A 17645-nucleotide genomic window follows, 5' to 3' on the forward strand; every position below is an offset into this window, starting at 1 on the left:
GCGGGGGCGCGCCGGTCTATGTCTGGCCGGGCGGCGGCATCACCTTCATGGTCGACGTCTCGCGGGTGCCGGACAACGCCTTCGGCTACGTGCCGACGCCGGCCCTCGTCGCCCCGATCGAGTTCTCGCTGCCGCTCCGCGACTACGAGGCGCTGGGCGGCCATATGGGCGAGGTCCGCCGCCTCGACGACGTCCGGGCCGGTACGGGCCCGGCCCGCCGGGCCGTGCAGCAGCGGGACGACAATCCGTGGCCGCTCGCCGGCGGCTCCGCGAGGCGGCTCGCGTGATCCCGCCCACCGCCCGCCTCCTCCCCGACGGCCGCCGCCTGCACCTGCAGCACGGGCCGATCGACCTCGTGGTCGAGGCAATTGGACGCCGCCCCTCTCCTCCCCCGCAGGGGGAGGGGGACCGCGCGAAGCGCGGTGGAGGGGGGTGCCCGCGCAACCCTGTGGACGGTCCCCCTCCACCAGGCTTCGCCTGGTCCCCCTCCCCCTCTGGGGGAGGAGACGCGGACCTCGCCGTCCGCGAGGCCTACCGCGCCGCCACCGCCCGCTTTGCCACCATCCTGGACGAACTCTGCACCGAACTCCCCCTCCTCAAACGGCCGGTCGACGGGACCGCATGCCGCCTGCAAGGCCGGGTCGCGCGCCGGATGCACCATGCCGTCCTGCCCTTCGCCGTCGACGGCTTCATCACGCCGATGGCGGCCGTCGCCGGTGCCGTGGCCGAGGAGGTCCTTCTCGCCATGACCGGCGCCGCCGACCTAGCCCGCGCCTCGGTCAACAATGGCGGCGACATCGCGCTCTATCTCGCCGAGGGGGAAGAGGTCCGCATCGGCCTGGTCAACCGTCCCGACCGGCCACGTCTCGCCGGCACGGCCACGATCCGGTTCGGAGACCCCGTCCGGGGCATCGCAACGAGCGGCTGGCGCGGCCGCAGCTTCTCGCTCGGCATCGCAGATGCCGTGACGATCCTGGCCCGCACCGCCGCCGAGGCGGACGCGGCCGCCACGATCGTCGCGAATGCCGTCGACCTGCCCGGGCATCCGGCCGTGACGCGGGTGCCGGCGCGGGAGGTCCAGGCCGACAGCGACCTCGGGGGCCTGCTCGTCACGTGCGACGTCGGTCGCTTGTCGCCGGCCGACATTCGGTCGGCGCTCGCGGCCGGCCTGGCAAAGGCGGAGGCGTTGATCGCCCGCGGGCTGATCGAGGCCGCCGCCCTGAATGTGCAGGGGCAAATGCTGTCGACAGTCGCAACGAACTTCCACCGACAGCGTCATGCTGAGGAGGTCGGCGAAGCCGGCCGTCTCGAAGCACGCACCACCGGCGGAGCGTGCTTCGAGACGCGGACCTCCGGCCCGCTCCTCAGCATGGCGCCCGATGGGGATGGCAAGGGGTCAAGGAGCATGGCAGCGTGACAGCCGAGATCCGCAAGATCGTCGTCACGGTCGAGGAGACCCGGACCGAGATGGGCCGCGCCGTCGATCCGCCGACCCGGCGCGCCGCTGCGGTCGCCGTGATCCGGAACCCCTTCGCCGGCCGCTATGTCGAGGACCTGTCCGACCTCGTCGCCATCGGCGAGGAACTGGGCGCGCTCCTCACCAAACGGGCGATCGCGGCGCTCGGCATCCCGGGCGTCGCGGTCCAGAGCTACGGCAAGGCGGCGGCCGTCGGCGAGGACGGCGAGCTCGAACACGCGGCAGCGATCTTGCACCCGAAGTTTGGCGCGCCCGTCCGGGCGGCGCTGGGCGGCGGGGCGGCCCTGATCCCGTCCTCGAAGAAGCGGGGCGGACCGGGTGTCGCCTTCGACATCCCGCTCGGACACAAGGATGCGGCCTTCGTGCGGAGCCATTTCGACGGCATGGAGGTTCGGGTGACCGACGCGCCGCGGGCGGACGAGATCGTGGTTGCGGTCGCCGTGACGGATGGTGGCCGGCCGCTGCCGCGGGTCGGCGGGCTGACAATCGGCGAGATCGTCGGCAAGGATGGATTGAAATAGGCCGCTCATCCCGGCGAAAGCCGGGATCCAGGTCAGGCTGGGCCTCGGCTTCCGCCGGGGTGAGCGGGACTACCGAACGAAGAAGGGGACAGGCATGAACACGAGACGAGTGCTGCTCACCACCCTGGCACTGGGCGCCGCCGCGGCAACCTGGCCCGCCCTCGCCCAGCAGGGCGAGATCAAGATCGGCGAGGTGAACAGCTATTCCGGCCTGCCGGCCTTCACCGAGCCCTACCGCAAGGGCATCCAGCTCGCCGTCGAGGAGATCAATGCCAAGGGCGGCGTGCTCGGCCGGAAGCTGAACGTCATCACCAAGGATGACGGCGGCAAGCCCGCCGACGCCGTCACGGCCGCGAACGAGCTCGTCTCGCGCGAGGAGGTCGTCATGATCGCCGGCGGCTTCTTCTCGAATATCGGCCTCGCGCTCGCCGATTACGCCAAGCAGAAGAAGATGTTCTATCTCGCGGGCGAACCCCTGACCGACGCCATGGTCTGGTCGGGCGGCAACCGCTACACGTTCCGGCTCAGGCCGTCGAACTACATGCAGGCCGCGATGCTGGCCGAGGAGGCCGCCAAGCTTCCCGCGAAGCGATGGGCGACGATCGCGCCGAATTACGAATACGGCCAGTCGGCCGTGAAGGTCTTCAAGGAGATCCTGTCCAAGAAGCGCCCCGACATCGAATGGGTCGGCGAGCAATGGCCGCCGCAGGGCAAGATCGATGCGGGTCCGGTGATTCAGGCGGTCGCTGCGATGCGGCCCGAGGCGATCCTCAACGTCACCTTCGGGCCCGATCTCGTGAAGCTGGTCCGCGAAGGCAATACGCGCGGCCTGTTCAAGGACCGCGCCGTCGTCTCGTTCCTGACCGGCGAACCCGAATATCTCGATCCGCTGAAGGACGAGACGCCGGAAGGCTGGATCGTCACCGGCTATCCCTGGTACGGCATCCAGACCGACGTCCATAACGCCTTCTACAAGGCCTATCAGGCGAAGTTCAGCGACTATCCGCGGCTCGGCTCCGTGGTCGGCTACTCGCTCGTGAACGCGGCCGCCGCGATCATCGCCAAGGCCGGCTCGACCGACACCGAGAAGCTGATCGCAGCTGCCGAGGGTATCTCGTTCTCGACGCCGTTCGGCCCCTCCACCTTCCGGGCCATCGACCATCAGGCCACCATGGGCGCTTATGTGGGCCGCACGACCGTCAAGGACGGCAAGGGCGTCATGGTCGATTTCGAGTATCGCGACGGCGCCAAGTTCCTGCCGAGCGACGACGAGGTGAAGAAGATGCGGCCGCAGGGGTGAGACCCCTCCCCGTCATTCCGGGGCTCGCGCAGCGAGAACCCGGAACCCACGGAAGCTCACGGGACTTGGAAGCGACTCACCGGCGGCGCCAACCGTGGGTTCCGGGTCTGCGGGGCATCACTGCGTGCTGCAGCGAAAGTCGAGCCTGCCCGACTTCCGAAGTTGGAAGAGAGGCAACTCGGAAACATCCGGGTTGCCTGCCCGGAATGACGGTGGCCTGAACCCGTGGACTTCCTCCTCGTCCAGTTCCTGACCGGCCTCGCCGGAGCGTCGTCGCTGTTTCTGGTCGCGTCCGGGCTGTCGATCATCTTCGGCGTCACCCGGATCGTGAATTTCGCCCATGGCGCCTTCTACATGGCCGGCGCCTATGTCGCGTATTCGTTGACGACCCGCTTCTCGGGCGGGCTCGGCTTCTGGGGCGGTCTCGTTCTCGCGGCGCTCCTGGTGGCCGCGTTGGGCGCCGTGATCGAGATCGTGCTTCTCCGCCGCATCTACCACGCGCCAGAGTTGTTCCAGCTTCTCGCCACCTTCGGCGTGACCCTCGTCTTCGAGGACCTCGCCGTCATGATCTGGGGTCCCGAGGACCTGGTCGGGCGCCGCGCGCCGGGGTTCCGCGGCGCCGTCGACATCCTCGGCCAGGCGGTGCCGCTCTACGACCTGTTCCTCGTCGTGCTCGGGCCGACGGTGCTGGGCCTCCTCTGGCTCCTGTTCCACCGGACGCGCTTCGGGATCCTGGTCCGGGCCGCGACGCAGGACCGGGACATGGTCGCGGCGCTCGGCGTGAACCAGAAATGGCTGTTCACGGCCGTGTTCGCGCTCGGCATCTTCCTCGCCGCCCTCGGCGGCGCGCTGCAGCTGCCGCGCGACGCCGTCAGCCATACGATGGACCTTCGCATCATCGTCGAGGTCTTCGTCGTCGTGGTGGTCGGCGGCCTCGGCAGCGTGACGGGCGCCTTCGTTGCCGCCCTCCTGGTCTCGGAGCTGAACGCCTTCGGCATCCTGATCCTGCCGCAGATCTCGCTCGTCCTCGTCTTCGCCGTGATGGCGGTCGTCCTCGTGATCCGGCCCTTCGGCCTGTTCGGGAAGCCGGAAGGACCAGCCCGACCATCGGTGGCGGCCGTGATCCGGCCCTGGCGGCCGCTCGATCGGCGCGAACGCGTGGCAGTCCCGGCCGCGGTGATCGTCGCGGCGCTGCTGCCGCTCGGGGCCGGCAGCTACCTGCTCACTGTCGCGGCCGAGCTCCTGATCTTCGCGCTGTTCGCGGCCAGCCTGCAATTCATGATGTCGACGGGAGGCCTCGTCTCGTTCGGGCACGCCGCCTATTTCGGACTCGGCGCCTACGGGGCGGCGCTCGCCACCAAGGCGCTCGGTTGGCCGATGCCCGGCGCGATCGCGACCGGGATCGGGCTCGCGGCCGTCGGTGCGGCTTTGTTCGGCTGGTTCTGCGTCCGCCTCTCCGGCGTCTACTTCGCCATGCTGACCCTCGCCTTCGCGCAGATCGCCTGGTCGGTCGCCTTTCAATGGACCGGCGTCACCGGCGGCGATAATGGCATCCTGGGCGTCTGGCCGCCCGCCTGGGCGGCAAGCCCGACCGCGTTCTTCTATCTCACGCTCGCGGCGGCGGCGCTCGGCATCGCGGCGCTCCGCGTCGTCGTGTTCTCGCCGTTCGGTTTCGCGCTTCGGGCCGTGCGCGATTCGACGCTTCGGGCCGAGGCGATCGGGATCGACCGGGGCCGCGTGCAATGGGCCGCCTTCACGCTCGCGGGCGCGGTGGCCGGCCTCGCAGGAGCGCTGTTCGCCTTCCTGAAAGGCAGCGTCTTTCCGGACAATCTCGGCATCCCGCTGTCGGTCGACGGCCTCGTCATGGTGCTGCTCGGTGGCGTCGAGACCGTGTCCGGGGCCGTGGTCGGCGCCCTCGTCTTCCGGACGCTGACGATCGTCCTCATGAGCTACACCGACGCCTCGAAGCTCGTGCTCGGGCTCCTGATCATCGTCCTCGTGGTCGCCTTCCCACGCGGCATCGTGGGCTCGCTCGCGGAGCTTCGCGCCCGCTACCGGGACCGGCTCTCGGGGTCGAGAGCCGAAACGCTGAGGCCTGCCGAGTGACGGGCCCGCTCCTCTCGGTCGAACACCTCTCGAAAGCCTATGGCGGCGTGCATGCGGTGCGCGACGTCTCGTTCACGCTCGAGGCCGGCGAGCTTCTCGCGATGATCGGCCCGAACGGGGCCGGGAAATCCACCTGTTTCAACATGCTGAACGGGCAGGTCGCGCCCGATGCCGGCCGGGTTGCCGTGTCGGGGCGGGACATCACCGGCCTTCCCCCGCGCGAAGTGGCGCGGCTCGGCGTGGGCCGGACCTTCCAGATCACCGCGACCTTCCCGTCGATGACGGTGCGGGAGAACGTGCAGGTCGCGCTCCTCTCCGGGGCGGGCAGAATCGGCCGGATCGCGGGCTATGCGGGAGCGTCCTTCGTGGCGGAGGCCGACGCTCTCTGCGCGCTCGTCGGGATGGCGCAGTCGGCCGGCCGCGCCTGCGGCGAGCTCGCCTATGGCGACCTGAAGCGACTCGAACTCGCGGTCGCGCTGGCGAACAAGCCCGCCCTTCTCCTGATGGACGAACCCACGGCCGGCATGGCCCCGGCCGAGCGGATCGAGATGATGCGCCTCGCGGCCAAGATCGCCCGCGACGCGCGGCTCGGCATCCTGTTCACCGAACACGACATGGACGTCGTCTTCGAACATGCCGACCGGGTCATCGTGCTCGATCGCGGCCGCATCATCGCCGAGGGCCCGCCGGCCGAGATCCGCGAGAACGCGGCCGTGCGGGCGACCTATCTCGGCGAAGGCCTGACATACGGCCACGCGGCCGAGGTCGCCCATGCTTGAGGTCTCGGGCCTGAACGGCTGGTACGGGCCGGCCCACATCCTGTTCGATATCGGGCTCGCCGTCGGCGCGGGCGAGGTCGTGGCACTGCTCGGCCGCAACGGGGCCGGCAAGTCGACCACCTTCCGGGCGATCGTCGGCCTCCTCGCCAAGCGCGAGGGCCGGGTCGTGTTCGACGGCCGCGACCTGTCGCGCCTGCCGACGCACGAGATCGTCCGGGCCGGGCTCGGCTACGTGCCGGAGGACCGCCGCATCTTCACCGAACTGACGGTCGCCGAAAATCTCGAGGTCGGCCGCCAGCCGGCCCGCGCCGGCGCCGCGACCTGGACGCCCGAGAAGCTCTACGGCCTCTTCCCCAATCTTGGCGAGATGCGGGGCCGGCCCGGCGGCCGGATGAGCGGCGGCGAGCAGCAGATGCTGACCATCGCCCGCACGCTGGTGGGCAATCCGAGCCTCGTCCTCCTCGACGAGCCTTCCGAGGGGCTCGCGCCGAAGATCGTCGAGGAGATGGCGCAGGCGATCCTGGCCATGAAGCGCGAGGGCGTGTCGGTCGTCCTGTCCGAGCAGAATCTGCACTTCGCCCGGCTCATCTCCGACAGGGCGGTGATCATCGAGCGCGGCCGCGTGAGGTTCGACGGGACGATGGCCGAGCTCGAAGGGAGTGCGGAGGTCAGGGACGCGTATCTGGCGGTGTGACTCAGTCGGCGTAGTGACGAGCCCAGATGGCAAGCCCCCATCCCATGGCGACAGCTGCGCCCGGCACAACCACGAAAGCCAGTATCTGGATATCGTTCACGACCTCAGTCCCCTCAGGATGTAGCGCGCCGCGAAATGCAGACAGAGCGAGGCTACGAAGAAGATCGTGACACCGATCACCAGAGTCAATGTGGAAAGCCCGGCATTCCCGCTCGTCAAGCCAAACACCGCGGCGGCTAACGGAGCGACGACGCCAGCCGCGAAGCATGCTGCTGCAGCGGCGTTGAGATACGCTGCCGTCAGCTTGACGCGCTCGTTGTGGACGGCGCTCACGGCAGCTCTCTTATCCGGCCACCACCTCCGGCATCTTGTCGGCCGGCGGCGTGTTGCGCGAGCGCCCGATGCGCGGCACGCCGTCGATGATGACCATCCCGACGCCCGGCAGGTCACCGAGCTGCACGCATTCCAGGAGGTTCCGGCCGGCGGAATGCTGGGCGCGGTCGAGGAGCACGAGGTCAGCCGCTCTGCCCTCCTCGATCAGCCCGCAATCGAGCGCACGCATCCGGGCCGTGTTGCCCGTGCCGAGGCAGAAGGCCTGTTCGGCCGGAAGGTCGCCGATCGAGGACAGCATCGCGATCATGCGCAGGATCCCGAGCGGCTGCACGCCGGAGCCGGCGGGGCCGTCGGTGCCGAGGATGACGCGGTCGAGCTGGCCCATCTCGCGGGCGATCCGGAGCGTGTAGAGGGCGGCGCGCTCATTGCCGTTATGGACGAGTTCGAGCCCGCGCCCGCAGCCCTCGCAGATGCAGCGGATCTCGCGGTCCGGCAGGGCCGTGTGCCCGCCGTTGATGTGCCCGACGACGTCGGTATCGGCTTCCAGCACCACGGCGGAATCGATCAGGCCGGAACCCGGGATCGAGGGCCCGCCGGTATGGATCGTCGACTGGATGCCGTATTTCCGCGCCCAGCCGACCATGCGTTTGGCGGTCGGGCCGTCCTTGACGCCGCCGAGTCCTACTTCGCCGAGAAGTCTTACGCCCGCCTCCGCCAGGTCCTTGAAGTCGCTCTCGACCATGTCGGGCTCGATCACCGGGGCGCCGGCATGGATCTTCATGCCGCCGGGCCGGAAGGCCGTGAAGGCGCGCTGGGCGAAGATCGCCATCGCCTTCAGGCCGACCACGTCGCGCGGCCGGCCCGGCGTATGCACCTCGCCGGCCGAGATCATCGTGGTGACGCCGCCGTTCAGGGTCGAGTCGATCCAGCCGAGCTGGTTCTGCCGCGGCGTCCAGTCGCCTGCGACTGGATGGACGTGGCTGTCGATCAGGCCCGGCGCGAGCGCCGAGCCGCGGGCGTCGACGATCGTGGTCGCACCTTCCTGGTCGACATCCTTGGCCCGCCCGATCGCCGTGATGCGGCCACCGACGGCAACGAGCGTGTCGGCGTCGAGAATGGGCCGGTTCAGGTCCCCCGAGAGAAGGAGGCCGATGTTGCGGATGACGAGCTTGGCATTCGGATCGAGGGTCGGTGTGGCATCATGGGCCATGTCGATCTCCGTGCGCCGAACCCGCTGCGTGTTGTTCGGCCCAGTTTGTTAGTGTACGAACGACCCTGTCGCAACGACGATGCCGTCAGACTGGAAGCTTACCAATCTTTCGCGTTGCCCTGGCGTTTTGACCGCTTCGCGCTATGTCGGCGGCACGATCCGGAACGGACCAGCTTTCGATGAGCAATTTCAACGAGGAACGCGTGTTGTCCGTCCATCACTGGACCGACACGCTGTTCTCCTTCACCACCACGCGCGACCCATCATTTCGCTTCCGAAACGGCGAATTCACGATGATCGGCCTCAAGGTCGGGGAGAAGCCGCTCCTGCGCGCCTACAGCGTCGTCTCGGCCAATTACGAGGAGCGGCTCGAATTCTTCTCGATCAAGGTGCAGGAGGGTCCGCTCACCTCGCGCCTTCAGCATTTGAAGGTCGGCGACCCGATCATCGTCAGCCGCAAGGCGACCGGCACGCTCGTCCTCGACAACCTCCATTCGGGCCGCAACCTCTACCTGATGGGGACAGGGACCGGGCTCGCGCCCTTCCTGTCCATCATCAAGGATCCGGAGACCTACGACCGCTTCGACCGGGTGATCCTGGTCCATGGCTGCCGGCAGGTGAACGAACTCGCCTATGGCGAGATGATCACGGAGACGCTGCCGAAGGACGAACTCATCGGCGAACTCATCGCCGAGAAGCTCCTCTACTACCCGACGGTCACGCGCGAGCCCTTCCGCAACCGGGGCCGCATTACGGACCTCATCACCACGGGCAAGCTCTTCGAGGATTGCGGGATCGAGACGTTGGAGCGCGCGCATGACCGGGTCATGCTCTGCGGCAGCCCGGCCATGCTGGCCGATCTCCGCGTGCTGCTCGACGGGACCGGCTTCAAGGAAGGCAATCACGGCGTCCCGGGCGACTACGTGATCGAGAAAGCCTTCGTCGAGAAGTGAGCGCGCTCGCGCCGGAGGGTTCGGCGCGAACGGGATCCGACCCGGACGACGTGCCGGGCTACGTGCTCGACGACCAGGTCGGCTTCGTCCTGCGACAGGTGCAGCAGCGCCACGCGGTGATTTTCTCCGCCGCCTTCGGCGAGGAGTTGACGCCCCTGCAATGGGCGGCCATGTCCCGGCTCGCCGATATCGGCGAATGCTCCCAGAACCATCTCGGACGCCTCGTTGCGACGGACGTCGCGACCATCAAGGGCGTCGTGGAGCGGCTCGCCCGCCGCGGCCTCGTCGAGACCCGGCCCGATCCTGCCGACCGTCGCCGCCTCCTGCTCCGCCTCTCGCCCGCCGGCCTCGACGCCTATCGGGCCAGCGTGCCGCGGGCGCTTGCCGTGACGGAGGCGACGCTCGAGCCGCTCGGTCCCGCCGAGCGCGCGACGCTGGTCGGACTGCTCGACCGGCTGCGGTGATCGTCGCTTGTGCCGTGCTGCGTGCTACTCCGCGACCGGGGCCGGGCTCGGCCGGACCTGCGCGGTCTTCTCGCGGAGATCGAACAGCCCGCTCTCCTCCTTGTGCATCACGACCTGTTTGTCGTGCATCGCGATCAGGGTCGAGCGGTGGCCGATCGAGACCACCGTCGTATTCGGCAGTTGCTCGGCGATGATGCCGTAGGCAATCGCCTCCATCGGCTCGTCGAGCGAGGCCGTCGCCTCGTCGAGGAAGAGCCAGTCGGGCTTGGCCAAGAGCGCGCGCGCCAGCGACAGGCGCTGTTGCTCGCCGCCGGACAAGTGGTGCGCCCAATTGTCCTCGAGATCGAGATTGTCCGTGAGGTGGCCGAGATTCACGGCGGCTAGAGCGGACCGGATGTCCTCGTCCCCGTATTGCTGGTCGAGCCCGGGATAGGTCACCGCGGCCCGCAGCGTACCGACCGGGATGTAGGGCTTTTGCGGGATCAGCATCATCTTCCGGCCCGGCGGCACATGGACCTGCCCGGACCCGAACGGCCAGATCCCGGAGATCGCCCGCAGCAGGGTCGATTTTCCGGAGCCCGACGGACCGGTAACGAGGACGGACGGCCCTTCCTCGAAGGTGAAGCCGTCGACATGAACGATCGCCCGGCCATCCGGAAGCGACAGCCGCACATCCTGGAGCGTGAGATCATGCTCCTCGCCCGAGGTCCGCACGGCGAGCGACGTCTCGCGGCCGACCGCCTCGGCTCGGCTCATCGAGTCGTTGAACGTCGTGAGGCGATCCACATTCGCCTTGTACGATGCCAGGGTCGAGTAGGCCGAGATGAAGAACGACATCGCCGTCTCCACCCGGTTGAAGGCGCCGGCCGTCTGCTGGAACTGCCCGAGCGTGATCTTGCCGACGAAATAGGACGGCGCTGCCAGCACGTAGGGAAAGATGACGCTGAGCTGGCTGTAGCCCGCCGTGAAGGTCGTCAGCTTCATCCGACGGGACAGGATTTGCAGGAAGTTCGCGACCACCCGCGAAAAGCTGTGGTCGAGCCGCTGGGTCTCCGCCTTCTCGCCCCGAAGGAGCGCGACCTGCTCGCCGTATTCGCGAAGCCGCGCGAGCGAGAAGCGGAAATCCGCCTCCACCGTCTCCTGCCGGAAGTCGAGCGCGATGAGGGGCCGCCCGATCAGGTGCGTCAGCCAGGTACCGATGACGGCGTAGGCGATCACGAGCCAGACCAGGAATCCCGGAATCACGAGATCCGTCCCCGGGATGACGAAATCGCGCGACAGCGTCCACAGGATGATGACGAAGGAGACGAGCGTCGCCGCCTGTGACAGCAACTGGATCGACAGGCTCATCGTCTGCGCGATGAAGAGCCGGATGTCTGCCTGGATGCGCTGGTCCGGGTTGTCCGTGTCCGAGCTCATCAGCGGGATGCGATAATGCGTGCCGTTATCGAGCCAACGCGCGGCCGTCCGCCGCGTCAGCCAGGTGCGCCAGCGGATCTGCAACGCGCTGTCGACGAAGACCTCGTAGACCGCGATCGCGATCCAGATCGCGGCCAAGGGGCAGAAGATGACGAAGATCTGATACCAGAAGGCGTCCGTATTCTTCTCCTGGAGCGCGTTGAACAGGTCGCGCGACCAGAGATTCAGCCGGATCTGCATGCCGACCTGGACGAAATTGATCGCGATCAGCAGGGCGACGAGCCTGGATCCGACCTGGCCTTCCGTCGCGCCGAGCCAGGAGAACAGGCGCCCGAAGCCCGAGGAAGGGGTCGTCGCGTAGAAATAGGGATCGGCGAGCGTCGTGATGGTCCGGATCACCGGGATGAAGGACGCGCCGAACACGATCGCGGCGAAGACCCCCGCCGCCGAGGCCGAGAAGGCGGGCGGCAACAGGCTGACGACGAGGTCCGGCAGAAGTCCGAGTTCGCCGAGCAGCGTGGCCGAGGCGAGCAGCAGATAGCCCAGCGCGTACATCACGACGAAGATGCGGAGATAGGGCGAGATCTGCCGCGCGGCATAGACGATCGCGGCAAGCGCGAAGCCGCTCAGCGTCACGTAGATCGGGAGCTTGCCGATCGGCAGGTTCGCGAGCGCGAATGCGCCGATGACGATGGTGAGCGCCTTCATCTATCGTTCCCTGCGCGTCGCGTCGCCTGTCGGCGCAGGGCGAGGGTCGTCCCTCGCCCGTGACCGGGCCGCAAGCCGTACCGTGGTGAAATGTGTGCCGATGCCGAGCAGGACGGGCTCCGCATCCAGACTCTCTAGCGGAGAAACGGCCTGTCGCAACACCGGACGCGGCATCGGCGTCCCGGCCTATCGGGCCGCGACGGGTCGGTCAGAGGGAGCGCTCGAATTTCAGCTCGCCATTCGGACCCCGGATGACGAGGCTTCCGATCTGCGTGTCCCACTTGGCCGAGGTTCGAAGCGCGGTCAGGAAGGACATCTCGGTCGCCATCACGCCCTTGTCGCAGCTGCGCTTCGTCAGCGCGAGCGGGCCGACCGCGATGCCCTGGGCCCGCAGCGGGAAGGCGGTCGCGGAGAAGCTGTTGCAGCCGCCGAAGCCCTGGACCCGGAATTGCTCGTCGACGGAGAAGGCCGGACGTTCGGTCCCGGAAAAGGCCTTCCCGTTGATGCTGATGGCGATCCAGGAGCTGCCGAGCGGGAACCGCTTTTCCTCCTGCTTCTTCAGCGGCTCGAAGCCGGGGGTCTGCTGATCCTCGTTGCCGCGCTTGCCGCGCGACTGGGCCTCGGCCACGCTCGCGAACGCGGCGATGCCGAGGAGTGAAAGAATGGCGAGCCTACGCATGTCCCGTCCCGATTGATCCCATCCTTCGGCAATCATGAAATTCGCGCAAGATTAGGGCAAACCGGCCGAGCCTGCCGCGACGCCGTCGACCTCCTCGCCAATCCGGCTGAATAGCCGCGAGATGAGCGGCTCCCCCGTCCGGAACACGTAGTCGAGCCGGTGCACGGCGACGTCCTCGGCCCCGGCGGCCAGGAGTCCGTCCACGACCGCGAAGACCGCGTCGGTCGGGCAATGCAGGATCAGCTCCGTCGCGCTGGCGCGCCCGGCGGGCCGGCTCGTCCCGAAACGGGCTGCCATGTCGGCGATCTCCGGACGGTCCGGATCGATCCCGGCCCGCACCTCGCGGGTCGTGCGCCCCACCTCCTCGGCCGCGATGCGGGACAGCACCGTGCGGGCGACGACCCTAGCCCGCTCGCCCCACGAGGCCCCGAGCGAGGCGACCAGGTTCGCCTCCGACCGGAGGATCGTCCCGTCGTCCAGGACCTTGAGGCCGTTCGCGGCCAGCGTGGCGCCGGTCGTCGTGATGTCGACGATCACGTCGGCGGTGCCGGATTGCGGCGCGGCCTCGGTCGCACCCGGGCTCTCGACGATGCGGTATTCGAGCACGCCCTTCTCGGCGAAGAACCGCCGCGTGAGGTTCAGGTATTTGGTCGCGACCCGCAGCCGGCGTCCGTGCCGCGCCCGCATGGCGTGGGCGACCTCGTCGAGATCGGCCATGTTGCGCACGTCGATCCAGGATTGCGGCACGGCGACCACGACATTGGCGTTGCCGAAGCCGAGTGGCGTGATCAGTTCGAGCTTCTCCTCGACCCGGTCCACGCCCTCGCGCAACAGGTCCTCGCCCGTCACGCCGAGATGGGCGCCGCCCGAGGCAAGCTGGCTCACGATCTCGGCGGCGGACAGGAACAGGATTTCGGCACCCGGCACGCCGACGAGCGAACCCCGGTAGTCGCGCCCGCCGCGCGCCTGCCGGACGGGGAGGCCCGCCCGCGCGAAGAAGGCGGCCGCATTCTCCTGCAGGCGGCCCTTCGACGGAACGGCGATGACGAGGGGATAGTCGTTCATCGGACAGGCTCCGGGTCGAGCCAGAAGGACACGCCGACCGCCGGCACGGGCGCCCTGGCGCCGACATGCTGCAGCAGCCGGTCGTAGCGCCCCCCGGCCGCCACGTACCAGCCTTCCGGCCGGCCAGCATCGCGGATCTCGAAGATGAAGCCCGTATAATAGTCGAGGGTGCGGGCGAAATCGGCCGCGAAGCGGAGCCGGGCGAGATCGATGCCCCGGGCTGCGATGAAGCCGGTCCGTTCGTCGAAGATGTCGAGCGCGGCCGCGAGATCGAGCTTTTCGTCCGAAGCAAGGGACCGGATCGCGTCCGCCGCTTCGTCGAGGTCACCCGCGATCGCGAGATAGCGCCGCAAGACCTCGCGCTCGCGATCGCCGAGCGTCCCGAACCTGTTCTCGGCTTTGGCCAGGAAGCGGTCCGCGATCTCGCCCGCACTCCGTCCCCCGACGCGGGAAATGCCGGCGATGGAGATCACGTCCTCGACGAAGGCACGCGCCGCCTTGGGATCCTGCCCTTCGATCGCGGCCAGGAGCCCGGCATAATCCGAGCCGGCCGCGCGGCTGTCGGGCTCGAGCGCAACGTCGGCACCTTGGCCGCCCGCGAGCGAGCGGATGAGACGGCGCTGCACCGGCGGCGCGAGGCCCAGTTCCGCGAAGACCACGCTCAGGAGGCCCATGTCGCCGACGCGCACATCATAGCCGCCGAGCCTTGGCGAGAGGGCGAATCCATCGAGGGCGAGACTCAGGATGTCGGCATCCGCCGGAGAGATGTCGGCGCGCCCGATCGATTCCACGCCGACCTGGTGGAATTCCGCGGGCCCCTCGCTACGCTGCCTGAAGACCGGCCCGAGATAGCAATACGCACCCACGAGCTCGCCGGAGGCGACGTGCTGGCGACAGACCGGGATCGTGTATTCCGGCCGAAGACAGAATTCCGCCCCGGCATTGTCCTGCGTCAGAAACAGGCGACGGCGGATGTCCTCGCCGGAGAGGTCGAAAAACAGCTCAGCCGGCTGCAGGACGGGTGTCTCGACCCGTTCGAAGCCTTGATCCTCGAAGAGTCGCAGGAGGGCATCGCCCGGCCCGGCCGCATGTCGCGTCATCATGCCGGGTCCCTAGCCGAGAAGCCTCGACAGCGCGAAGGCTTTTCAGGGGAACGGTGAAGATAAGGGCCAGACCCCCGACCGCGTCGGGCGGTCGCGAGCGCATGAGGCCCATCGAGGCGCGACCCTCGATGAGCCTCCTATCGCGGAGCGATCAGATGACCGGCGGACGATGTCCCGCGTCGGCCGTGATGGTGCTCGCCTCGGAGCCGGATTTTGCGGCTCCCGCTGCCGCTGCCGGACGGGGACGTGCCGGGCCGGCACTACGCCTTGCGCTGTTCGCCGCCGGGGCCCCGGCATCGCCGGTCGGCTTCTTCGTCCGCCGCGAGATCGCCTTCTTGGCGGCATCGGCGACGACGCCGCCCACGGCGCCGACAGCGGCCTGCGCCACCTCGCGCACGAGGTCCCGCGCGCCGCCGACCGCGTCGCTCGCGGCCGCGCCGACCGCAGACGCGCCATCGCCGGCAGCCGCGCGGCCTTCCTCGAGCATCTTGGCGCCGGTCTCCGCCGCGGAATGGCCGGTCTCGACCATGCGGGCGCCTGCATCGGCCGCAGCCGCGCCGACTTTGGCGCCTGCCTTCACCAGCGCCGATTTCGCGTTCTCGGCCGCGTCGGTCTCGGAAGCGGCCTTGGTCAGCGTCTTCGCCACATACATCAGAAGTTCGGCCATCATCACGCGGCCGACATCGGTGTTCAGCGCACCCGCGATCTGGGTGCCGATCGACTTGAAGGCGTCGCCGACCATGCCGGGCATCCCGGACAGCGAGGGCGCGTCCGGCACGAGGTCGCGGGCGCGGGACTTCGCCGATTTCAGCGCCTTCTTGGCCTTCTTCTTGGCCTTTCCGGCGCTCTCGCTCGCCAGCCGAGCGGTGTCGGCGACAGGGACGCGGACAGCTTCGAGGGAGGATTTGCTGGTCTTCCGGGCCGAGGCCGCCCGGGTCGCGGAGGCGGCGCCCGGCGGGCGGCCCCGGCGCGGCTTCGCGGCAGAACCGGCTTCCGTGTCAGCCCGCCCCTTCTTGTCGGATTTTCCGTCCTCGTCCTTCTTGCGCGCCATCGAACACTCCCAAGGCCAAGCTTGACCGGCTAACAGCCTAGTTTGCAGGATGTTCCGCGCTTGACCAGTAGTGCGGAACGTTATTCGCCGCCCTGGGCAGCCAGCACCCGTCGGACCTCGTCCACGAGCCTGCTTTCGGAGACGGATTCCTGCGCGAGACGCGCCGCGCGATATTCTGCATTCGACGCCGCCGACGCCTCGGAGCCAGCCCGCCGCGCTCCCTCGCGAAGGTCCTTGATCTGCACTTCGCCGCGCTCGCGCTCCTGCGACCCCTGGATCACCACGCAAGGCGCGCGACGCCGATCGGCATATTTCATCTGCGCCTTCATGCCGGCCGAGCCGAGATAAAGCTCAGCCCGAACTGGCTCGAATTTGCCGTCATCACCACTGCGCAGCCGCGCGACCATGCGCTGGTAATCCGCGATCCGGTCGCGATCCATGACGAGGACGACGACCGGCCCGAGGCTAGCCTCGCCTGTGACGATCGGCGATTTCACGTGCTGGAGCGCGGCCATCAGGCGCGAGACGCCGATCGAAAAGCCCGTCGCCGGCACCGGCTCGGCACGGAAACGTCCCACGAGCCCGTCATAGCGCCCTCCCCCGGCGACGGAGCCGAAACGGACGGTCTCACCGTCCTCGTTCACGACGGGGAAGGTGAGTTCGGCTTCGAAGACGGGGCCGGTGTAGTATTCCAGGCCGCGTACCACGGAGGGGTCGATGCGAATGCGATCCAGCTCATAACCTGCAGATATACAAAACTCCGAAATAGCATTCAGCTCAGCAATCCCCTCCGCTGCTGCAGCGCTCGAGCCGAAGTGCTGTGTAAGGCTATCAAGTGTGGCTTTGGTGCTCTCAATAAAATAGCTAGGGTCACCTCCCCCCATCGGTTCGAAAGTGTGGACGTCCCCCGGAGGATGATTTTCTCGACGAACGGTGCTTGTGACATCTTGAAGAGCTATTGTGCTTTGGACGGCAAGGAATATGGTGAGCTTCCCAATAGCCTCGTCGGCCAGTCCTGCACCCTTTGTAAAATCGCCGCTTTCGTCCTTTCGGCCATTTCCGAGTAGCAGCCGAACGCCCACCGGGCCGAGGCGGTCATACTTGTCCAGTGCCCGCAAAACGGTCAGGCGCCGAGGAGCATTCTCCTCTCCGCCGAGGCCGATGGCATCCATCACGCCGTCGAGCACCTTTCGATTGTTCACCTTCACGACGTAGGACCCGCGCGGGATGCCCACGCGTTCCAGCGTGTCAGCCATCATCATGCACATCTCGGCATCGGCCGCGGGCGAGGCCGACCCGATCGTATCGGCGTCGAATTGCATGAACTGGCGGAAGCGGCCCGGGCCCGGTTTCTCGTTTCGAAAAACCCAGCCGGCCCGGTAGGAGCGGTAGGGCAGCGTCAGGCTCTGCGCGTCGAGGCGTTCGGCGACGTGGCGGGCGAGCGGCGCGGTCAGGTCGTAGCGGAGCGAGAGCCATTGCTCGTCGTCGTCCTGGAAGGAGAAGACGCCCTCGTTCGGCCGGTCCTGGTCCGGCAGGAACTTGCCCAGGGCCTCGGTGTATTCGACGAAGGGCGTCTCCACGCCTTCGAACCCGTACAGCTCGTAGGTTTCGCGGATGGCCTCCAGCATGCGGTGCGTGGCGGCGAGGTCCGCTGCAGGCCGATCGGCAAATCCGCGCGGCAGCCGCGCCTTCATGATGTCGGGCTTGGACATGACAGCATTCGCACATTCAGGGAGGCGCGGTCCTAACGCGCGCTCCTACGACCCGCAAGCTGTCGCTCGGA

16 protein-coding genes and 1 pseudogene are annotated in these 17645 nt (G+C 68.2%); 9 read left to right on the forward strand and 8 right to left on the reverse strand.

The window, feature by feature from the left end; all coding sequences use genetic code 11:
• The 7 genes and pseudogenes from ACFE87_RS04145 to ACFE87_RS04175 form a co-directional block, all read left to right on the forward strand.
• A pseudogene (locus ACFE87_RS04145) lies at nucleotides 1-287 on the forward strand (6-hydroxynicotinate reductase); the annotation flags it as partial.
• Entirely contained in the window at nucleotides 284-1417 is a 1134-nt protein-coding gene (locus tag ACFE87_RS04150; RefSeq protein ID WP_375458356.1) for a UPF0280 family protein, read from the forward strand. The pseudogene ACFE87_RS04145 and the gene ACFE87_RS04150, both read left to right, overlap by 4 nt.
• Nucleotides 1414-1998 (forward strand): amino acid synthesis family protein, encoded by a 585-nt coding sequence (locus ACFE87_RS04155; RefSeq protein WP_375458357.1) that lies wholly within the window; start codon nucleotides 1414-1416, stop codon nucleotides 1996-1998. Before ACFE87_RS04150 ends, ACFE87_RS04155 begins: the two co-directional genes overlap by 4 nt.
• Before the next feature lie 94 nt (nucleotides 1999-2092).
• Complete coding sequence (locus ACFE87_RS04160) at nucleotides 2093-3298, forward strand: ABC transporter substrate-binding protein (RefSeq protein ID WP_375458358.1); 1206 nt, start codon at nucleotides 2093-2095, stop codon at nucleotides 3296-3298.
• A gap of 225 nt (nucleotides 3299-3523) precedes the next feature.
• Complete coding sequence (locus tag ACFE87_RS04165) at nucleotides 3524-5404, forward strand: ABC transporter permease (protein WP_375458359.1); 1881 nt, start codon at nucleotides 3524-3526, stop codon at nucleotides 5402-5404.
• Entirely contained in the window at nucleotides 5401-6183 is a 783-nt protein-coding gene (locus ACFE87_RS04170; protein ID WP_375458360.1) for an ABC transporter ATP-binding protein, read from the forward strand. Before ACFE87_RS04165 ends, ACFE87_RS04170 begins: the two co-directional genes overlap by 4 nt.
• A complete protein-coding gene (locus ACFE87_RS04175) occupies nucleotides 6176-6877 on the forward strand; it encodes an ABC transporter ATP-binding protein (protein ID WP_375458361.1) in 702 nt (233 codons plus the stop codon). Before ACFE87_RS04170 ends, ACFE87_RS04175 begins: the two co-directional genes overlap by 8 nt.
• A gap of 96 nt (nucleotides 6878-6973) precedes the next feature.
• On the opposite strand, the gene ACFE87_RS04180 is transcribed toward ACFE87_RS04175, so the two are convergent.
• On the reverse strand, nucleotides 6974-7210 hold the full coding sequence (locus ACFE87_RS04180) for a hypothetical protein (RefSeq protein WP_375458362.1): 237 nt from the start codon (nucleotides 7208-7210) through the stop codon (nucleotides 6974-6976).
• A 10-nt stretch (nucleotides 7211-7220) separates the two neighbouring features.
• Complete coding sequence (locus ACFE87_RS04185) at nucleotides 7221-8420, reverse strand: amidohydrolase family protein (RefSeq protein WP_375458363.1); 1200 nt, start codon at nucleotides 8418-8420, stop codon at nucleotides 7221-7223.
• A gap of 179 nt (nucleotides 8421-8599) precedes the next feature.
• On the opposite strand from ACFE87_RS04185, the gene ACFE87_RS04190 reads away from it, so the two are divergent.
• Nucleotides 8600-9373, forward strand: a complete 774-nt coding sequence (locus ACFE87_RS04190) for a ferredoxin--NADP reductase (protein WP_375458364.1) — start codon at nucleotides 8600-8602, stop codon at nucleotides 9371-9373.
• Nucleotides 9370-9837: a MarR family winged helix-turn-helix transcriptional regulator gene (locus ACFE87_RS04195; protein ID WP_375458365.1), complete on the forward strand. Its 468-nt coding sequence runs from the start codon at nucleotides 9370-9372 to the stop codon at nucleotides 9835-9837. Before ACFE87_RS04190 ends, ACFE87_RS04195 begins: the two co-directional genes overlap by 4 nt.
• Before the next feature lie 24 nt (nucleotides 9838-9861).
• Here ACFE87_RS04195 and ACFE87_RS04200 read toward each other — a convergent pair whose 3' ends face one another.
• From ACFE87_RS04200 to ACFE87_RS04225, 6 genes are all read right to left on the reverse strand, one after another.
• Nucleotides 9862-11964 (reverse strand): ABC transporter ATP-binding protein/permease, encoded by a 2103-nt coding sequence (locus ACFE87_RS04200; protein ID WP_375458366.1) that lies wholly within the window; start codon nucleotides 11962-11964, stop codon nucleotides 9862-9864.
• Between the two features lie 208 nt (nucleotides 11965-12172).
• Nucleotides 12173-12643, reverse strand: coding sequence for an META domain-containing protein (locus ACFE87_RS04205; protein ID WP_375458367.1), 471 nt, complete (start codon nucleotides 12641-12643; stop codon nucleotides 12173-12175).
• Between the two features lie 51 nt (nucleotides 12644-12694).
• A complete protein-coding gene (gene hisG, locus ACFE87_RS04210; protein WP_375458368.1) occupies nucleotides 12695-13708 on the reverse strand; it encodes an ATP phosphoribosyltransferase in 1014 nt (337 codons plus the stop codon).
• Entirely contained in the window at nucleotides 13705-14808 is a 1104-nt protein-coding gene (locus ACFE87_RS04215) for an ATP phosphoribosyltransferase regulatory subunit (protein ID WP_375458481.1), read from the reverse strand. Before ACFE87_RS04215 ends, hisG begins: the two co-directional genes overlap by 4 nt.
• A gap of 154 nt (nucleotides 14809-14962) precedes the next feature.
• Nucleotides 14963-15862 (reverse strand): hypothetical protein, encoded by a 900-nt coding sequence (locus tag ACFE87_RS04220; protein ID WP_375458369.1) that lies wholly within the window; start codon nucleotides 15860-15862, stop codon nucleotides 14963-14965.
• Nucleotides 15863-15942: 80 nt separating this feature from the next.
• On the reverse strand, nucleotides 15943-17574 hold the full coding sequence (locus ACFE87_RS04225) for a histidine--tRNA ligase (protein WP_375458370.1): 1632 nt from the start codon (nucleotides 17572-17574) through the stop codon (nucleotides 15943-15945).
• Between the last annotated feature and the right edge of the window lie 71 nt (nucleotides 17575-17645).

Origin of the sequence: uncultured Enterovirga sp. (assembly GCF_964242715.1) — a bacterium.
Lineage (GTDB): Bacteria > Pseudomonadota > Alphaproteobacteria > Rhizobiales > Beijerinckiaceae > Enterovirga.

Bases quoted from the DNA above. Each gene is read 5' to 3' on its own strand.
- ACFE87_RS04190 (WP_375458364.1), top strand. From the start codon at position 8,600: ATGAGCAATTTCAACGAGGAACGCGTGTTGTCCGTCCATCACTGGACC.
- ACFE87_RS04175 (WP_375458361.1), top strand. From the start codon at position 6,176: ATGCTTGAGGTCTCGGGCCTGAACGGCTGGTACGGGCCGGCCCACATC.
- ACFE87_RS04185 (WP_375458363.1), bottom strand. From the start codon at position 8,420: ATGGCCCATGATGCCACACCGACCCTCGATCCGAATGCCAAGCTCGTC.
- ACFE87_RS04215 (WP_375458481.1), bottom strand. From the start codon at position 14,808: ATGACGCGACATGCGGCCGGGCCGGGCGATGCCCTCCTGCGACTCTTC.
- ACFE87_RS04160 (WP_375458358.1), top strand. From the start codon at position 2,093: ATGAACACGAGACGAGTGCTGCTCACCACCCTGGCACTGGGCGCCGCC.
- ACFE87_RS04205 (WP_375458367.1), bottom strand. From the start codon at position 12,643: ATGCGTAGGCTCGCCATTCTTTCACTCCTCGGCATCGCCGCGTTCGCG.
- ACFE87_RS04225 (WP_375458370.1), bottom strand. From the start codon at position 17,574: ATGTCCAAGCCCGACATCATGAAGGCGCGGCTGCCGCGCGGATTTGCC.
- ACFE87_RS04200 (WP_375458366.1), bottom strand. From the start codon at position 11,964: ATGAAGGCGCTCACCATCGTCATCGGCGCATTCGCGCTCGCGAACCTG.
- hisG (WP_375458368.1), bottom strand. From the start codon at position 13,708: ATGAACGACTATCCCCTCGTCATCGCCGTTCCGTCGAAGGGCCGCCTG.
- ACFE87_RS04220 (WP_375458369.1), bottom strand. From the start codon at position 15,862: ATGGCGCGCAAGAAGGACGAGGACGGAAAATCCGACAAGAAGGGGCGG.